We start from the raw sequence: 16,228 nt of genomic DNA, 5'->3' as shown, positions 1-16,228 counted from the left end.
CCTTATAATCGAAAAAAATCAGCACATGGGCATATTCGGTTTCTTCAGTAAAGAAAAAAAAGAAACTCTCGACAAAGGACTTGAAAAGTCAAAATCAGGCATTTTTGAAAAAATCAGCCGGGCGGTTGTTGGTAAATCTTCGGTTGACGAAGAAGTTTTAGATGAGCTTGAGGAAATTTTGATTTCATCTGATGTCGGAGTTGATACTACGATTAAAATAATACGAAGAATTGAGAAACGAGTTGCTGAAGACAAATACACATCCGTTGAAGAGCTTGATACCATTCTACGGGAGGAAACTGCGGCCCTACTAGAAGAAAACAATTCTCAGGACGTTCAGAATAGTTTTGAGACCGACAATCTGCCAAAACCATATGTTCTGATGGTAGTGGGGGTCAATGGTGTTGGTAAAACTACAACTATTGGTAAGCTGGCTCATAATTTTCAGAAGAATGGAAAGAAGGTGGTTCTCGGAGCAGCAGACACTTTCAGGGCCGCTGCCGTAGATCAACTGAAACTTTGGGGTGAGCGTGTGGGTGTTGACGTTATAGATCACGGAATGAATACTGACCCCTCTTCAGTGGCTTATGATGCTGTTAAAGTTGGTGTTGAGAAAAATGCTGACGTGATTATTATAGACACGGCTGGAAGGCTTCACACCAAAGTGAATTTGATGAAAGAACTGGGCAAAATCAAACGTGTAATGCAGAAGGTTTTGCCTGAAGCCCCTCACGAAGTGATGCTTGTTCTTGACGGTAGTACGGGTCAAAATGCAACTATTCAGGCACGTGAATTTACCAAAGTGACCGAAATTAATTCGCTGGCCATCACCAAACTAGATGGGACCGCAAAAGGAGGAGTAGTTATCGGTATTTCTGATGAGTTCAAAATACCTGTAAAATATATTGGTATTGGCGAGAAGATGGAAGATCTACAGGTCTTTAACAAAATAGAATTTGTAGACTCTTTATTTAAGAAAGGGTAACGCTCTCAAAAAGAGCATAAAAAAAGGGAGTCCGAAATCGGCCTCCCCTTAAAAATAAAACCCCTTTTATTTTTTACTCTTTAGTGAATTCTCCGTTGGCGAAAATCACAACTTCTCTACTTTGACCAGCACCTGATTCACCACCGATGTGGAAATCGTATCTGTCGATTTCACCTGTAGCCTTAACACCAACCATCTTCTTTTGGTTTCTAGGGTTAACTATCGGGCCATTCACAATAACATCCATCTCAACTTCTTTTGTAACGTCTTTGATGGTAAGATTACCTTTCATTTTATACTTCTTACCTTCCAAATGCTTGAAAGAAGTACTTTTAAAAGCAACCGTTGGATATTTTTCTACTTCGAAGAAATCAGCACTCTTAAGGTGAGTATCTCTTCTTTCAATTCTTGTATCAATACTATTTGCCTGAGCGGTGAACTCAAATACAGCATCAGAGAGGTCATCTTTGTCAGCAGTAATCGTGGCCTCAATGTCTCTGAATTGTCCGTCAACATCAGAAAGCATCATGTGGGTAATTGTAAAACCTACATTGGAGTGAGCTTTGTCAACATTCCATTTTTGAGCGTTAACCGCGAAAGCTGAAGCCAGTAAGGTTACAAGCGTTAGTGTTTTTTTCATTTCAGTTAATTTATATGTTAATACATTTAAAGCATACAAAGCTATCAACTCTGCTCATTTTAAGGTGTTAACAAAATTAAAACAGCTCAAAAACTCTACCAATTCGGTAGAATAAACGACTACTGGGCCCCAAAAATGGACAATAATCTCTAAGGCCTAACCCTTCACTCCCGAAAAGGTCATTTTTATCTTCAAAACTGCAAAGTTTGTCGGTTAAGTCCGTTTCCGATGTTAAATAAGCATTAATCGCCTCATTATGTCATGACATCTGTTAAGTCAGTTTTCCATTGGAAATCTTCTTTTTTTTGTATTGCTTTAATTCAAATGGCATTGATAACTCAAAGACCGAAAACTGAAAACGCCTACAAGATTCTATTTCAAATCTTTATGTGGGTAATCTGGATTGGGTATCCGTTGGTAAACGCGGATTATGACAATCCGGATGCAGTGATCTTTCTAAAAATGTTAGTTACGGTTAGAGCTGTGGAGATTCCACTCTTTTACTTTATTGTACATTACCTAATCCCTAAGGTTTTCAGAACCAGAGGTACCACTAGTTATGTTTTTTCGCTAATTATAATCTGTGGAGCCTATATCTTTTTTGAGGATAAACTGAAGTTTTGGATTAATCCGAACTACAAGCATGCCTTTACTTTCTTTATTTTCTTCCCCGTAATGTTTGTTGCTGCATTGGCTACAGGCTATGGCCTGATTACTGAAATCATGAAAGAGGAGCGGGGTCGTAGAGAAGAGAAACAGGAAAGAATGCAATCTGAGTTATCGTTTTTAAGATCCCAGATAAGCCCGCATTTCATTTTTAATGTCTTAAATAGTATTGTTTACCTTATTCGTTCGGAGCCCGGTGATGCCGAATCTGTAACCATTAAGCTCTCTGAACTTATTCGATATATGCTATACGAAACCGATAGCAAGCAGGTGCCGGTTAGCCGTGAAGTAGCCTATCTTCAAAACTATATTGACTTGCAAATGGTCAGATATGGTGATGATGTGGAAATCAATGTCAATATAGAAGGTAATGACAGTAGCCTCACCATTGAGCCCATGCTGCTGATTCCCTTTGTTGAAAACGCTTTCAAGCATGGTATTGGCATGGTTAAAGAGCCAAAAATTGATATTCAACTTGAGTATCACGGGGACCTGCTTACATTTATGGTGGCCAATCAAATAGCCCCCGAGACCAAAGAATCAAAAGACTTCAGTTCAGGAATAGGTCTTAAAAATGTGAGACGAAGACTGGAGTTGCTATACCCTAAAAAGCACGAATTAATGGTCGATGACAGCGACGGGAAATTTGTGGTTCAATTATCGATAGACCTTAAACGAGACAAAACCGAAGAAGATGCCTACCACCAAGCTGAATTGCATAGCAGTTGATGACGAAAGCCTTGCCCGCAAGTTACTGCAGGAGAACATTGAACAAGTTCCATTTCTTAACCTGGTAAAAGTTTGTAAAAATCCCTACGAGGCCATGGAGGCTTTGCAGGCGAACAAGATTGATCTCATGTTTCTCGATATCCAGATGCCGGGGATGTTGGGTACCAAATTTTTAACCAGCCTTACAGAAAAGCCGTTGGTTATTCTGGTTACAGCTTATGATACCTATGCTGTTGAAAGTTACAATCTGGACGTAGTGGATTATCTAATGAAACCTGTCAGTTTTGACCGGTTCTCAAAGGCTGCTCACAAAGCTCTTGATATCTTTAAAAAGAACAAGGAAAACGCGGTAAGCATCGAAGGAGCACCTCCAATTGATGAACAAGATTCTTTCTTTGTAAATGTGGAATATTCGCTGGTCAAAATAATTTTTGATGATATCACTCATATCGAAGGTCTCAAAGACTATATCAAAATCTTTATTACTACACAGACCAGACCTATTCTTACCAAATCAACATTAAAAGGAATTGAGGCCAGGCTACCAAGTAACTTTATGAGGGTGCAGAAATCCTATATTGTTAATCTTGAAAAAATTCAAAGTATTCGAAATCACCGGATAACTATTGACAAATTTGACATTCCGGTAAGCGATAGTAATATGGAGGATCTCCTGAAAGCCATAAACTATCAAAAGCCTTAGTCAAGAAAAAGACTTCTCAGCTCCGGCGTGGGTATCATGCACTCCCGCCTTTTCCCGAACCATCGGTAGCGGTTACGTGCTGTGAAATCATACACCCAATCTCTCAATATGAGGGGTAAAAATCGGAAAAAGTAAAGCCAGGAAAAGCGGGGAAGTTGTTTCAGAATGGCCAGTGCGGCATCAGATTTGATCAACACCTGATCCTCTTCAGTAATCAGAATTACTGAATCAACTTTTGAGGTGTCAAAAGACTTTTGATCGAGCTTCTTTTTTGCGTAGTCAGATTGTAAAGAAGCAAAACGGAAAACAGATTGGCGATCCTCTTTGATGATAAACTGTACAAAACTATTGCACAGGTTGCACACACCATCAAAGAGAATCACCTGAGGCATTTTAGAATAATTTATCAAAAGGCAAACGGCTCAGCACAAGAACCAAAGCCAACCCAAAGAAGATCATTGTTGACTTAAAACGCTTGCCATTTCCTACTGCTTTTTTGCTCTTAGCATTACCTATAGTCACTAAAACCGCGGCAAGAATACCCACAGTTGGGTGCTCTATATAAGCCTTTCTGGCAACTGCATTCTTCATGATGGCACCCATTTCTACGTTTGAAAGAGCCATAACCATCAGAATCAAACCGAGTAAAAACATGGTATGCGTAGCAATAAGGGCAAAAAGGTTAACCTTTCTGTGCTTGCCTTCCCACATTTTTTCGCTCGTGGTTCCCATAATTCCATTAATGGTAGCCCAAGCCAAAAGAATAAGGGCAGCAAACGCCAGATAGTGGTGAATGTTCAGAAGTATTTCTCTCATGTTCTCTAATTTTTTGGTCAAAAGTACTGCTCAAAGCTTTAGCAGCATTAGGTTTTTAGCTATTTATTAAAAATCATCACACCAGCGATAAGCAGCAATCAACTTTTCTTCTCCTTCTTTACCTTTGAAGGCATTTCCGTGCTCCATTCCTAAAATAAACTGATCGCCTGCCTTCTCATAAATATGCTCGAACAAGAACTTATAATTGATCTCACCCGTGGTTGGTTCTTTTCTGCCTGGTTCGTCACCTATTTGAAAATATCCGATTTCATCCCAGGCCTGATCCATATGATAAGTTAGTCGTCCCTCATTTTTCTGCATATGGTACATATCAAACAATATTTTGCAGGCAGAGCTATTCACCGATTGGCAAATATTATAGGTCTGATCGGAGAAGCGTAAAAATAAATCAGGGTTATCAGAGAGTGGCTCCAGTACCATGGTAAGCCCATGAGGCTCCAGAATGTCAGTACCTCTACGCAAGGCATCCACCACATTAGAAGTCTGAATACCAAGAGGTAAATTCCGCTCAAAATAACCGGGCACCACAGTCATCCATTTGGCATTAACACGTTTTGCCACATCCACAGCTTCACGACAGGTTTTCAAAAATGTATCCTTAAACTCATCTTTCCCTGTAGTCAATGAAACCTTCCAGTTGTCACCCCCGTCAATCACGAATACGCCCATTCGCATCCCAAGCTTTGACATTTCATTAGCTATTTTTTCCTGATCCTCAATTGAACGTTTCATCATGCCGTTATCTTCCAGAGCTCTAAAGCCTCTTTCATGCATAAAGCGGATCTGATCAATTAAATCATCACCAGCACTGTTCTTAAACATACCAAAATGGGGTGCAAAAGCAGACTTGAAAGGTTTATCATCGTATTGATATTTACTGGCTGCAAAGCTCTGTTTGGCAGCAAGACTCAAACCAGCCGCTGATAAGATTGATTTTGAGATGAATTTTCTTCGACTTGACATATTCTAAAAGGGTTGATGTTTAACTACTTATCTTAATTAATATAAAAAAACTGAACGGAATACTATTTCTTCTCTCAAAAGTACCATACTTTTGACGCACCTATTCAACCTTAAACTTTACTATTCGCCCTAATACTATTAAACTATTTAACGGCGATCGCTGAAATCTCGACATTAACATTTTTCGGCAAACAAGCCACCTGAACCGTTTCACGGGCAGGTGGTTTATTTTTATAGTACCTTCCGTACACCTCGTTTACTTCGGCAAAGTCATCCATTGATTTCAGGAAAATACTGCATTTGACAACGTCTAAATAGGAATAACCCGCAGCTGAAAGAATAGCCCCAATGTTTTCCATAACCTGAGTTGTTTCCTCTTCAAGAGTCCCGTTTTGAGAAGCTTCAAAGGCGATCTGACCTGAAATATAAAGTGTACTGCCAGCTAATACAGCCTGAGAATAGGGTCCGATCGGTTCAGGAGCCTTTTCCGTATATATGATTTGGTTGCTCATTTGATGATCCGTTATTTTTGAATGGGTATTATAATCCTAAACTAACAGTCTTTTGAAAGAAGCCCTTATAATTTTCATTAAAAATCCTGAGTTAGGGAAAGTTAAAACCAGACTGGCCTCAACGATTGGGGATGAGAAAGCTCTGGAAATCTATAAATTACTCATGAAGCACACTCGTGAGATCGCCCAAAATGTAGCTGTGGATCGTCATGTGTTTTACAGTCAGTTTATTGATGAAAACGATGAGTGGTCAAACAGCGATTTCCACAAACACCTTCAAAACCAGGACCCTGACCTGGGACTCAAAATGTTTTCTTCTTTCCATGACCTATGGAAAAAGGGGTATGAGAAAGTGCTGATTATTGGTTCAGACTGTCTTGAGCTAACTGACGATACTGTCAAAGATGCCTTTGTTTTGCTCAATGAGCAGGAAGCCGTGATAGGCCCTGCAAAAGATGGCGGATACTATAGTATCGGCTTCAATTTCAACCTGTTAGATCAGAAAACTGAGAAGGTAATGGCTGATGTATTTCTGAATAAAACCTGGTCACATGAAGATGTTTTTATGGAAGCAATGAGTGCCCTAAATTCAAATAATCTAAGAAGAGCCAAACTTCCTCATTTAAGTGATGTTGACTATGAAGAAGATGTAAAGCATTTACTTTAATTTTCTCCCGGAAGAGCCCACTCAGGTACAGTCGATAAATTTTCATCAAAAAGCTCGTCAATGTAGTACTCTCGCCTAACAGTGAGGTTGCACTTTTTGACATCTTCCTCACCTCCAAAAACATAAATACAGGGTTGATATGGGCCTTCAAGAATAGTGGTCATAATTGATCTTGGAGCACCTGAAGGGAAAAGGTCATCCTTATGGTCCCGACCTAGAAGACAATGACCTAGCTCGTGAAACACCAAAGCCTCTTTGTTTTGGTCTGATTCCCTGAACCAGCAAATAGGATCAGTACTGATTGATACAATTCTTTGCCCCGCTCTATTCCTTTTAGGACGTTCACATTGTCCACAAAAATCATCATTAATGACTTCTGTAAACTCTAAAATCAAATTTTCCTTCTCAATAAAAACACCTCTCTTTTCAGCCTCTAAGAAAAACCGATCAACATAAACCTCCAGGCCTTCTTCAATGCGATATTCCAATAACAAAGACTCTTTTTCACAGCCCATAAAGAGAGCTAACAGAAAGATTAAGAGGAAATTATAGCTTTTCATCAAGAGGAAAATAATTGCCTCAAAATACAAAAAAAACCGAGTACAAAGTACCCGGCATTTCATTCAACCCTATTGAAATAAAATCTTATTTTCCTCCCTTAAGGGAGTCTTGTAATTTCTTAAGCTCATCCATTTTACCAGCAGCCGCAAGCTTTGCTTGTTTAGGCCATGTCTTTGGCTCATGGATGTTATACCTTGGGCCGGCTGCTTCCAAAATTCCTTTCAAAGTCTTTTGAGTAGCTTTACCAAGTTTTTCAAACGTATCAATGCCGTCTGCTACTAACAATTCGGCAATTTTCTTACCTACACCTTCAATTTTTGTCAGGTCATCTCCCTTCACAACTGCTACTTTTTTCGCTGACGTTTTCGCCGCAACTTTTTTAGCTGGAGCTTTCTTCACCGGTGCAGGAACTTCAATTACGCAGTTATCAATCTGAAAATCAGAAACGAAATTGTAAGCATCTGCATTACCATCGTTTACCCATCTTCCATCATCAAGCAGGTATCTATACTCATAGACCTTTCCTGTTTCAAGTGTGATGGCGGTGGTAAGAGATCCGTCTTTGGCCTTCTTTAGTTTCACACCTTTCGAAGCATCCCAGTTATTGAATTCACCTAGTAATATTCCTGAACTTGCATTTCCAACAATTTCAGGAGCCAGAGAAAAATTAATTTTGGTCTTTGCCATTACGTTTTCCGTTGTTTGCTGTACAAATGTTATCATTAGAATTCGGACATGCAGCAAACTTTCTTCAATAAATTCAATATTTCTTCGAAATGTACAATTCTTTAAAAAATACAAACAATTTCAACATCAAATAAGTATAAAAAACTTCCATTTAGGGCTAACCGGAAGATTAAGTAGACTACTTATGTATTCATTATCAATCAATTATGCAATATCAAGCTACTCAAGGGTATTGCAAACGTTTGCGATAAGCTCCAATGTTTTCAACCCCCTTTCAAAGAAAAACCCTACTTCAAATATGTATGAAGCAGGGTTTCTTCCTATTTCTTAGACAATTATCTAATCGTCTATCCTTAAGCTGGTTGGTGTTCTTTTCTCAACAAATCATTCACCGTCTTTACGGGATTGAAGGTAATAAGAGGCACTTCCACAAATAGTGTATTCCAGTCAGCCATAGAGCCATTCCATAATCCCGGTAATTCCTGAGCCTTCAAGGTTTTACCACTCATACTCTTTTCAGTAATAAAGCCGGTTTGGGGATCTCTGAAGTCCAATAGATTAAACTTCTCCCGTTTGTAATTCTTAGTTGATACCACAAGATCCACAGGGTTAAAATGCGTGGCATTATTAAAAATTTCAGACTGACGCTTGTTATTGAAATTAAACTGAGCCGACTCAAGAATGTGTGTTGAGAAGGATCCGTCTCCATTTTCTATCCAGAATGGCCCACCACCTGGCTCACCGACATTCTTCACCATTCCACAGACACGAATAGGTCGGTTGATTTTTGCTTTGGCATAAGCCAATTTATCTTCATTTGACCAATTTCTGAAACCTTTCGGCGGGGTAACATTGAGCTCATTCTTTAAGAAACTCAACGCCTTTTGACGTGTATAATCTGAAACTTCGGGCTTATCCAACCTTTTAGCGAAGTTGAAAACCTTTTTCTGATAACTCATCAAAAGGCCTGCCAAAGCTTTTTTATACTTAATGGTTTCATCCTTCAGGTGATCAGGGACTACATTATCTACATTTTTGATAAAAATCACGTCAGCATCCTGATCATTCAGGTTTTCAAGCAATGCTCCATGCCCAGCCGGACGGAATAATATTGAGCCATCCTCAAGCCTGAACGGAGTATTATCCATATTAACCGCTATGGTATCTGTACTTTTCTTTTGCTCAGAAAAACTGAAAATAAACTGAACCCCATATTTTTCCTCATAGGCTTTCTTAACCCCCTGAATCAGCGACTTAAACTTGCTTTTATGCTCTGGCGAAACGGTGAAATGCAAACGAACCCTACCATTTCTGTTAGCGTAGGCCGCACCTTCCACCATATGCTCCTCAACCGCGGTTCGGGTCTGATCACCATATTGATGAAACTCTAGTAACCCTTTTGGCAGACTTCCATAATCTAAACCATCAGCATTCAAAAGTCCGTTCAACAGGCTCTGATCATCCCTTTTACCCTGCGTTACTTTCATCAGGCTTCCTGCAAAAGCAAACTTATCAATTTCATTAATATACTGTTCTACGCTCTTGTCTTTCTTACCTTCATCTTTCGCAGCAAAAAGAGCTTTGAACATTCTGGAGGCTGCACCCGAAGCCGGCACAAACTTGAGAAGTTTCTTTCTTGAAGATTCTTTATCAAATAAAGCTACCAACTCATCAATTTCGGATTCTTTCAATCTGATCATCCCGTCATCAATAGTTGCCGCTTTACGGGCTTTAATGAACGGAAAACCGTTGACGAAATTTTCAATTTGTTGCTCCACCGTTTTAATGTCGCTTCCTCTTTTCTCTATCTGGGCTTTGTCTTTTTCTGAAAACATGAAAATCTATTTAGGTTTTGCGTTAAAGTCTCATTCAAAAATAACGAGCCTGATTGAGAAAAGGGGCATTTTTTATGTCTTCGTTTAATTTTTTAAGACCTTTGTGCACCTATGGAACAACAAAAAGCAGAAGATTTTTTCAAACAAAGCCGAAAGGCTTCAAAAGCTATTGCAAGACTAAATTCTACAGAGAAAGCTAAACTTTTGACGGATTTGGCTGAGCTCATTGAAAAGGAAGTGGAAGAAATCAAGGTGGAAAACAAAAAAGACCTTGACCGAATGGAGACCTCAGATCCGAAATACGACCGTTTGTTGCTTACTGACGAGCGTATTGCAGGCCTTTCAAATTCTCTACGAACGGTTGCCAAACTGGAAGACCCGGTGGGAAAAGTTCTTTTAGAAAAAACATTGCCAAATGGTCTCAAACTTTCGAAAATTGCCGACCCGCTTGGCGTCGTGGGCATTATATATGAATCAAGACCAAATGTTACCGTAGATGTAGCTTCACTTTGCCTTAGATCAGGTAATGCAGCTATTCTGAAAGGTGGCAAAGAGGCTCATTTTTCAAATACCTACCTGGTTTCACTCATCCATAAAGTACTAAGCAATAATGGCTTACCTACTAAAGTAGTAACACTCTTACCCACAGATAGAAGTTACACAGCCGCCTTGCTCAATGCCGAAGATTACGTGGATGTTATTATTCCTCGTGGCTCGGCAGGACTCATCAATTATGTGCGTGAAAACTCAATGATTCCTACAATTGAGACCGGAGCGGGTGTTTGTCACACATATGTTGAAAAAACAGGAAATCCTTCAATGGCTGCCGCCATTCTGGTCAATGCCAAGGTGACACGCCCTTCCGTTTGTAACTCTTTGGACTGTGCCGTACTGGACGAAGAAGTGTTGGAAACTGTGATTCCTCAGGTACTTGAAGGCTTTAAAGAATACGATGTTGAAGTTTATGCCGACGAGAAAAGCTATCCTGTTTTTGAGAAAAATGGGTATACCAAACTCAAAAAGGCAAGTTCTGAAGACTTCGGGAAAGAATGGCTTGACTATAAAGTCTCTTTCAAAACCGTAAATGGTATTGACGAGGCTCTCGAGCATATTGAAGAAAATAGTTCAAGACACTCGGAGGCCATTATCACAGAGAATAGTGATCTGGCTATCAAATTCATTAAAGAGGTAGATGCCGCCAGCGTCTATCACAATGCGTCTACCCGATTCACCGATGGCGAGGAGTTTGGCTTAGGGGCTGAGATAGGAATTTCCACTCAAAAACTACACGCCAGAGGGCCTTTTGCCCTTGAAAAACTGGTTACAGAAAAATGGGTGGTTTTAGGAAAGGGTCAAATTCGTTAAGTGAAAGAAGAACTCTTAAAACTGGCTAAAGCAAAAGTTCAGCTCCGGCTGGATGAGGCTCGTAAAGCCATGACAGCGGCCCAAACTGCGGCCAATGAAGAAACCAAAAGCTCTGCCGGCAATAAATATGAAACCGGCAGAGCCATGGCTCAAAACGATCGGGACATGTATGCCCGTCAGGAAGCTGAAGCAAAAGCCGAAATGGCTGTTTTACAAAGTATTGATCCTCAAAAAAAGTATGAATTCCCGATCACTGGAGCCTTCATTGAAACTTCCATAGGTAAAATTCTTATTGCCACGAGTATTGGCTTTTTACAGGTGAATGGCGAGAAGGCTATGGTCATTTCTGAAACTTCGCCTATGGCTCAGGCCCTGAAAGGCAAAAAAGCCGAGGAAATTTTTGAGTTCAGAGGTCAGCACGTCAAAATTATTTCGATCAGTTAAGCCACTGAATAATCTTTGAAAGGGGTTTCCACCATAGGGTGTACCATTTAGGTTTTATTCCGTTGATTTTCCAGGCCTTGCGATCTTCTTTGTTTGCCCTGATCCTGTTTTTGAGAGACATATTGCTCACACCTCCCGCCCTCATTTTAATCTGAACAATAGGGATATAAACAGCCTTGATTTCATGTTTGTAGAGCATTCTGAGCATAAGCTCGTAATCGCCTGCCGAAGCAAACTCATCCCTGAAGAAACCGAAACGATCATAAAACTCTTTCCTTAAGAAGAAGGTGGGATGAGGCGGCATCCAACCCTTGAGAAAATTTGAGCGGTCGTAATTACCTGCTTGCCAGTTTCGGGTGACTTTATTCGTATCCTGGCTATCCACGTATTGTAAATCACTGTAAGCCGCTCCTACTTTGGAGTCCTCAAAAACCTTTGCTACCCTACTTAAAACCTCGTTATCAGCATAAAAATCATCAGCATTCAGTAAGCCAATTATTTCACCACTTGCTAACTCCAGACCCTGATTCATAGCACTGTAAATTCCTTTATCTTTTTTAGAAACCCACTTCAGCTGGTCTTCGTATTTTTTGAGTATGTCGAGTGTTCCATCAGTAGAACCTCCATCTTTTATGATATACTCGATATCTTTGAAATCCTGAACAAGCACACTTTTTATAGTGTCTTCAATGGTAGCTGCCGAGTTATAGCAGATGGTAATCAGAGTTATTGTCATTCCGTTAACAAAGGTACGGTCATCAGGTGAAACAATTTCAAGCAAAAATTCATTTATTAGATTGAAAGAAGCTCAAAAACATTTCATGCGTCGGATTATACCACTGATTATCTGCTTTCTGTTCGTCTTCGGGAATCTTAACGCCCAGTATATCCCGGTCTACCGTAACCTTGTGTTGGAGGGTGGCGGCATCAAGGGAATTGCCTACGGAGGGGCTTTGGCGGAGCTTGAAGAACAAGGTATTTTGAAAAACATCATTCGGGTAGCAGGCACCTCTGCAGGGGCTATTCAGGCTGCACTCTTGTCTGTTGGGTACTCAGCGGAAGAAATCACTGAAATCATCTCCGAGACTCCGATTGAGTCGTTTAATGATGATGGTTTTGTCCCTCGGGGCACAAAACGACTGCTCAATCAATACGGCTGGTATAAAGGTCAAAGCTTTCTATCTACTTTTGAAGGGTTCATTTATGACCGAACGGGAACTCTAGACCTGACTTTTGGAGATCTTCATAAGCTGGCAGAGGCTTATCCTTTTAGAGATTTATATGTAGTGGGAGCCGATTTATCAGCTCAAAAGTCTGTTGTTTTCTCTCATGAAACGCATCCCAATATGCGAATTGCGGATGCCGTTCGGGTCTCTATGTCTATCCCTCTTTATTATCGAGCCATTTGGTTAAATAAAGACGGTAAAGTTTATGAAGAACCCACTGAAGATGACCCTTGCCACCTTTTTGTTGATGGTGGTATTCTTATGAACTACCCTGTTGAAATCTTTGACCATTCTCAATACATCCCGGCTTGTGACGACGAGTATTGCGATATGTTTAACCCCGAGACTATTGGTTTGCGACTCGACCGCCCCGAACAGATTAATCAAGAGCTTGAAAATGGTTACGGAATTGCTCCTTATCAGATTGAGGATTTCAATTCCTATATGGCCGCTTTGGCAAGTATTCTGATGCGAAATGTAAACCCTGCTCACCCCAAAGACGTGGAGCGAACGATTTATATCAATGACCTTGGCATTAGCCCTAAACCCCGCAAGGTGCCTGAGGATGAAAAAAAGGCTCTTATGGAAGAAGGCCGCAAGGGCGTTCAACTCTTTTTAAGCCGGATAAATTTACTGGCAGATTAAACTGCTTTTTGTAAGTTTGGAAATTCTAAAACCAAAACCATAAATAAACAGATGAAAAAAATAAAGATTTTGTTGTCAGCCGCTTTAATGGCTGCTGCGGCTCAGGTTTCTGCTCAATACTCGAGCACACCACCGGAAGTTTCGCCGATGCCAATGAAGCCGGAAATGACTGAAATCTGGGAGCCTGAGGTACCCGTTGTTACTCCGGGCAAAAAACTGGGCGATGCACCATCTGACGCCATCATCCTTTTTGACGGTTCTAACCTAGACCAATGGGTAAGTAGCAAAGACCCTTCTCAGCCAGCTCCGTGGACGATCGTGGGAGATCATATGGAAGTAAAGCCTGGCTCCGGTGATATAAAAACCAAAATGAAATTTGGCGACTGCCAGCTACATCTTGAATTTTCAGCACCCGATAAAGTAGAAAGCGTGAGCCAGGGCAGAGGTAACTCTGGTGTTTTCTTTCAAGATCGTTACGAGCTTCAGGTCTTAGATTCTTACCAAAACCGTACGTATAGAAACGGTCAGGCGGGTTCTATCTACAAAGACCACGCTCCGTTGGTAAACCCAATGCGTGACCCTCTTTCTTGGAATGTATACGACGTTGTTTATACCGCCCCGAGATTCGGAACCGATGGTCAGGTGGACTACCCGGCCAGAATCACGGTTTTCCTAAATGGTGTTTTGGTTCAAAATAACGTGAGTATCACAGGTATTACAGAATACATCGGTCTTCATATGTATCCGCCAGCTCATGGTGATGATGTAATCCATCTTCAGGATCACGGAAACAAAACTCAATTCAGAAACATCTGGATCAGACCATTATAATTTTAGAAGAAGAGCCGGAAAGCCGGCTCTTCTTTTTCACTATGCAGAGGGTAATACCTCTTTTTTTATGTCTTTTTTAGGAGCCAAAAGTATTTTTGATCAAACCCTTCAAGACCTGTACATCGAGGATGAGTCGGAGCGAAAGTCTGTGGCTTTTCTTTTGCTGGAAGACGGTTTTGATATCTCAAAAATGGATATCATCTTAAATAAATCGGTGATGATTGATGAATTGCTTCTGGAAGAATACGTAGAAAGAATCAACAGGCAGGAACCCATTCAGCAAATCGTCGGGTTTACCTATTTTGCTGGTCGAAAATTCAAGGTTGACAAAAATGTACTAATTCCACGCCCTGAAACCGAGGAATTGATCTCCATCATCAAATCCTTGCAATTGGATCAACCTGCCATTCTGGATATTGGTACGGGCAGTGGCTGTATTGCCATTTCACTGGCTCTTGAGCTCATCAATTCAGAGGTATGGGCTTTGGATATCTCTGAAGGAGCCTTGAAAGTCGCAATGGAAAACGCCAAATCCCTGAAGGCTTCTGTTAAATTTTTACACGAGGATATTCTCAAAGAAAAATCAACAGAGCTCAATCTCAAACGCTTTGACCTGATTGTCAGCAATCCACCCTATATCAGAAACCTCGAAAAGTCTCAAATGAAAGCCAATGTGCTGGATTACGAACCACACCTCGCTCTTTTTGTAGAGAACGATAACCCTTTAATTTTCTATAAGCGTATCGCCGATCTGGGTATCGAGCAACTCAATAAAGACGGACTTATTCTGGCCGAGATCAATAGTTATCTAGGCGAGGAAACCCGACAGTTATTTGAAAAGAAAGGCTATGAACAGGTAGAAATTTTGAAAGATTTTTATGGTAAAGATCGTTTTGTAAAAGCTAAAAAAGGATTAGTCTGAAAAATATGGGCTATTTCATTAATTTCACCCCTGAATGAGTCACAAAAAAGAACTTCAAAAGAAAATAAAAGACGTCTTTGAGGAAGTCGGCAAAGTTGTCGTAGGTCAGGATTATCTGGTCAACAGACTGCTGATCGGCCTTTTTACGGGGGGGCATATCCTGTTGGAAGGTGTCCCCGGTTTGGCTAAAACCAAAACCATTAATACCCTTGCTCAGGTTCTTGAACTCGATTTCAGAAGACTTCAGTTTACGCCTGACCTTTTACCTGCCGACCTTATCGGGACGATGATTTATAATCAGAAGTCTGGGGATTTTGAGGTCAAGAAAGGGCCTATTTTCTCAAATCTTATTCTGGCCGATGAAGTGAACCGTGCTCCTGCCAAAGTGCAGTCAGCATTGCTGGAAGCCATGGCTGAAAAGCAGGTGACTATTGGTTCTGAGACCTATCAGCTTGATCGCCCTTTTCTGGTAATGGCTACTCAAAACCCCGTGGAGCAGGAAGGTACTTACCCCCTACCCGAGGCTCAGGTTGACCGCTTTATGATGAAAATCTTTGTGGATTATCTCGATAAAAAAAGCGAGCTGGAAGTACTTAGAAGAATGACCAACCTTGACTGGAATTACAGTCCTCAGCAGATGCTTACGGCTGAAGAAATCCTTTCAATCAGGTCGGAGATCAATAAAATTGAAATCTCTGATATGCTGGAGCGATATATCGTGGAGCTGGTATTTGCCAGTCGTTTCCCCGGAGAATACGGCTTACACGAAGAGGCTCATTACGTGCAATTTGGCGTTTCACCCCGGGCGGGCATTGCCCTTTATAATGCAGCCAAAGCAATGGCCTTTTTTGATGGTCGCGATTACGTCTTACCTGATGATATCAAACCTCTTGTGAATGATGTTTTCAATCACAGGATTATCCTCAATTATGAGGCAGATGCCGATGGGGTGACCACCGAGCACATCATTGAAAAAATTCTCAATAAGGTGGCTATCGCAGGGAAATAGG

19 protein-coding genes are annotated in these 16,228 nt (G+C 40.8%); 10 read left to right on the top strand and 9 right to left on the bottom strand.

Features of this window, described 5'->3' with window-relative positions:
• The first annotated feature begins 25 nt into the window (after window positions 1-25).
• Complete coding sequence (ftsY, locus tag AFM12_RS11375; RefSeq protein ID WP_055148267.1) at window positions 26-985, top strand: signal recognition particle-docking protein FtsY; 960 nt, start codon at window positions 26-28, stop codon at window positions 983-985.
• 73 nt (window positions 986-1,058) lie between these two features.
• Here ftsY and AFM12_RS11370 read toward each other — a convergent pair whose 3' ends face one another.
• The gene (locus AFM12_RS11370) at window positions 1,059-1,625 is read right to left on the bottom strand and encodes a YceI family protein (RefSeq protein WP_055148903.1); all 567 of its coding nucleotides are present in this window, start codon (window positions 1,623-1,625) and stop codon (window positions 1,059-1,061) included.
• A 324-nt stretch (window positions 1,626-1,949) separates the two neighbouring features.
• Between AFM12_RS11370 and AFM12_RS11365 the strand changes: the two genes are divergently transcribed.
• The gene (locus tag AFM12_RS11365; protein WP_055148265.1) at window positions 1,950-3,020 is read left to right on the top strand and encodes a sensor histidine kinase; all 1,071 of its coding nucleotides are present in this window, start codon (window positions 1,950-1,952) and stop codon (window positions 3,018-3,020) included.
• Entirely contained in the window at window positions 2,986-3,723 is a 738-nt protein-coding gene (locus tag AFM12_RS11360; protein ID WP_055148263.1) for a LytR/AlgR family response regulator transcription factor, read from the top strand. The genes AFM12_RS11365 and AFM12_RS11360 overlap by 35 nt, the downstream gene beginning before the upstream one ends.
• Here the strand turns inward: AFM12_RS11360 and AFM12_RS11355 are convergent.
• From AFM12_RS11355 to AFM12_RS11340, 4 genes are all read right to left on the bottom strand, one after another.
• Window positions 3,720-4,115, bottom strand: coding sequence for a thiol-disulfide oxidoreductase DCC family protein (locus AFM12_RS11355; protein WP_055148261.1), 396 nt, complete (start codon window positions 4,113-4,115; stop codon window positions 3,720-3,722). The genes AFM12_RS11360 and AFM12_RS11355 overlap by 4 nt on opposite strands.
• 1 nt (window position 4,116) lies before the next feature.
• Complete coding sequence (locus tag AFM12_RS11350) at window positions 4,117-4,539, bottom strand: hypothetical protein (RefSeq protein ID WP_055148259.1); 423 nt, start codon at window positions 4,537-4,539, stop codon at window positions 4,117-4,119.
• A gap of 66 nt (window positions 4,540-4,605) precedes the next feature.
• Window positions 4,606-5,523, bottom strand: a complete 918-nt coding sequence (locus tag AFM12_RS11345) for a hydroxypyruvate isomerase family protein (RefSeq protein WP_055148257.1) — start codon at window positions 5,521-5,523, stop codon at window positions 4,606-4,608.
• A gap of 143 nt (window positions 5,524-5,666) precedes the next feature.
• On the bottom strand, window positions 5,667-6,035 hold the full coding sequence (locus AFM12_RS11340; protein WP_055148255.1) for a Rid family detoxifying hydrolase: 369 nt from the start codon (window positions 6,033-6,035) through the stop codon (window positions 5,667-5,669).
• A gap of 52 nt (window positions 6,036-6,087) precedes the next feature.
• Here AFM12_RS11340 and AFM12_RS11335 point away from each other — a divergent pair, with 52 nt between their 5' ends.
• A complete protein-coding gene (locus AFM12_RS11335) occupies window positions 6,088-6,702 on the top strand; it encodes a TIGR04282 family arsenosugar biosynthesis glycosyltransferase (RefSeq protein ID WP_055148253.1) in 615 nt (204 codons plus the stop codon).
• Here the strand turns inward: AFM12_RS11335 and AFM12_RS11330 are convergent.
• From AFM12_RS11330 to AFM12_RS11320, 3 genes are all read right to left on the bottom strand, one after another.
• A complete protein-coding gene (locus AFM12_RS11330; protein WP_055148251.1) occupies window positions 6,699-7,262 on the bottom strand; it encodes a hypothetical protein in 564 nt (187 codons plus the stop codon). The two genes, AFM12_RS11335 and AFM12_RS11330, sit on opposite strands and share 4 nt — an antisense overlap.
• 85 nt (window positions 7,263-7,347) lie before the next feature.
• Complete coding sequence (locus AFM12_RS11325) at window positions 7,348-7,950, bottom strand: helix-hairpin-helix domain-containing protein (RefSeq protein ID WP_055148902.1); 603 nt, start codon at window positions 7,948-7,950, stop codon at window positions 7,348-7,350.
• 353 nt (window positions 7,951-8,303) lie between these two features.
• Window positions 8,304-9,785 (bottom strand): DUF4301 family protein, encoded by a 1,482-nt coding sequence (locus AFM12_RS11320; RefSeq protein WP_055148249.1) that lies wholly within the window; start codon window positions 9,783-9,785, stop codon window positions 8,304-8,306.
• 111 nt (window positions 9,786-9,896) lie between these two features.
• Between AFM12_RS11320 and AFM12_RS11315 the strand changes: the two genes are divergently transcribed.
• Together AFM12_RS11315 and AFM12_RS11310 are read left to right on the top strand one after the other, a co-directional pair.
• Window positions 9,897-11,150 carry a glutamate-5-semialdehyde dehydrogenase gene (locus AFM12_RS11315; RefSeq protein ID WP_055148247.1) on the top strand — a complete coding sequence of 418 codons (1,254 nt, stop codon included), beginning with the start codon at window positions 9,897-9,899 and terminating at the stop codon, window positions 11,148-11,150.
• Complete coding sequence (locus tag AFM12_RS11310) at window positions 11,151-11,594, top strand: hypothetical protein (RefSeq protein WP_055148245.1); 444 nt, start codon at window positions 11,151-11,153, stop codon at window positions 11,592-11,594.
• Here AFM12_RS11310 and AFM12_RS11305 read toward each other — a convergent pair.
• Window positions 11,587-12,375, bottom strand: a complete 789-nt coding sequence (locus AFM12_RS11305; protein WP_310586869.1) for a glycosyltransferase family 2 protein — start codon at window positions 12,373-12,375, stop codon at window positions 11,587-11,589. The genes AFM12_RS11310 and AFM12_RS11305 overlap by 8 nt on opposite strands.
• Before the next feature lie 40 nt (window positions 12,376-12,415).
• Between AFM12_RS11305 and AFM12_RS11300 the strand changes: the two genes are divergently transcribed.
• From AFM12_RS11300 to AFM12_RS11285, 4 genes are all read left to right on the top strand, one after another.
• The gene (locus AFM12_RS11300) at window positions 12,416-13,465 is read left to right on the top strand and encodes a patatin-like phospholipase family protein (RefSeq protein ID WP_157687374.1); all 1,050 of its coding nucleotides are present in this window, start codon (window positions 12,416-12,418) and stop codon (window positions 13,463-13,465) included.
• 51 nt (window positions 13,466-13,516) lie between these two features.
• The gene (locus AFM12_RS11295) at window positions 13,517-14,296 is read left to right on the top strand and encodes a 3-keto-disaccharide hydrolase (RefSeq protein ID WP_055148241.1); all 780 of its coding nucleotides are present in this window, start codon (window positions 13,517-13,519) and stop codon (window positions 14,294-14,296) included.
• A 67-nt stretch (window positions 14,297-14,363) separates the two neighbouring features.
• On the top strand, window positions 14,364-15,218 hold the full coding sequence (gene prmC, locus AFM12_RS11290) for a peptide chain release factor N(5)-glutamine methyltransferase (RefSeq protein WP_055148239.1): 855 nt from the start codon (window positions 14,364-14,366) through the stop codon (window positions 15,216-15,218).
• Window positions 15,219-15,252: 34 nt separating this feature from the next.
• Window positions 15,253-16,227 carry an AAA family ATPase gene (locus AFM12_RS11285; RefSeq protein ID WP_055148237.1) on the top strand — a complete coding sequence of 325 codons (975 nt, stop codon included), beginning with the start codon at window positions 15,253-15,255 and terminating at the stop codon, window positions 16,225-16,227.
• Window position 16,228 lies beyond the last annotated feature (1 nt).

It is taken from the genome of Jiulongibacter sediminis (genome assembly GCF_001306455.1).
Taxonomy (GTDB): domain Bacteria; phylum Bacteroidota; class Bacteroidia; order Cytophagales; family Spirosomataceae; genus Jiulongibacter; species Jiulongibacter sediminis.
The sequence above is the reverse complement of the archived record's forward strand: the minus strand, read 5'-3'. Positions and strand labels throughout refer to the sequence as shown.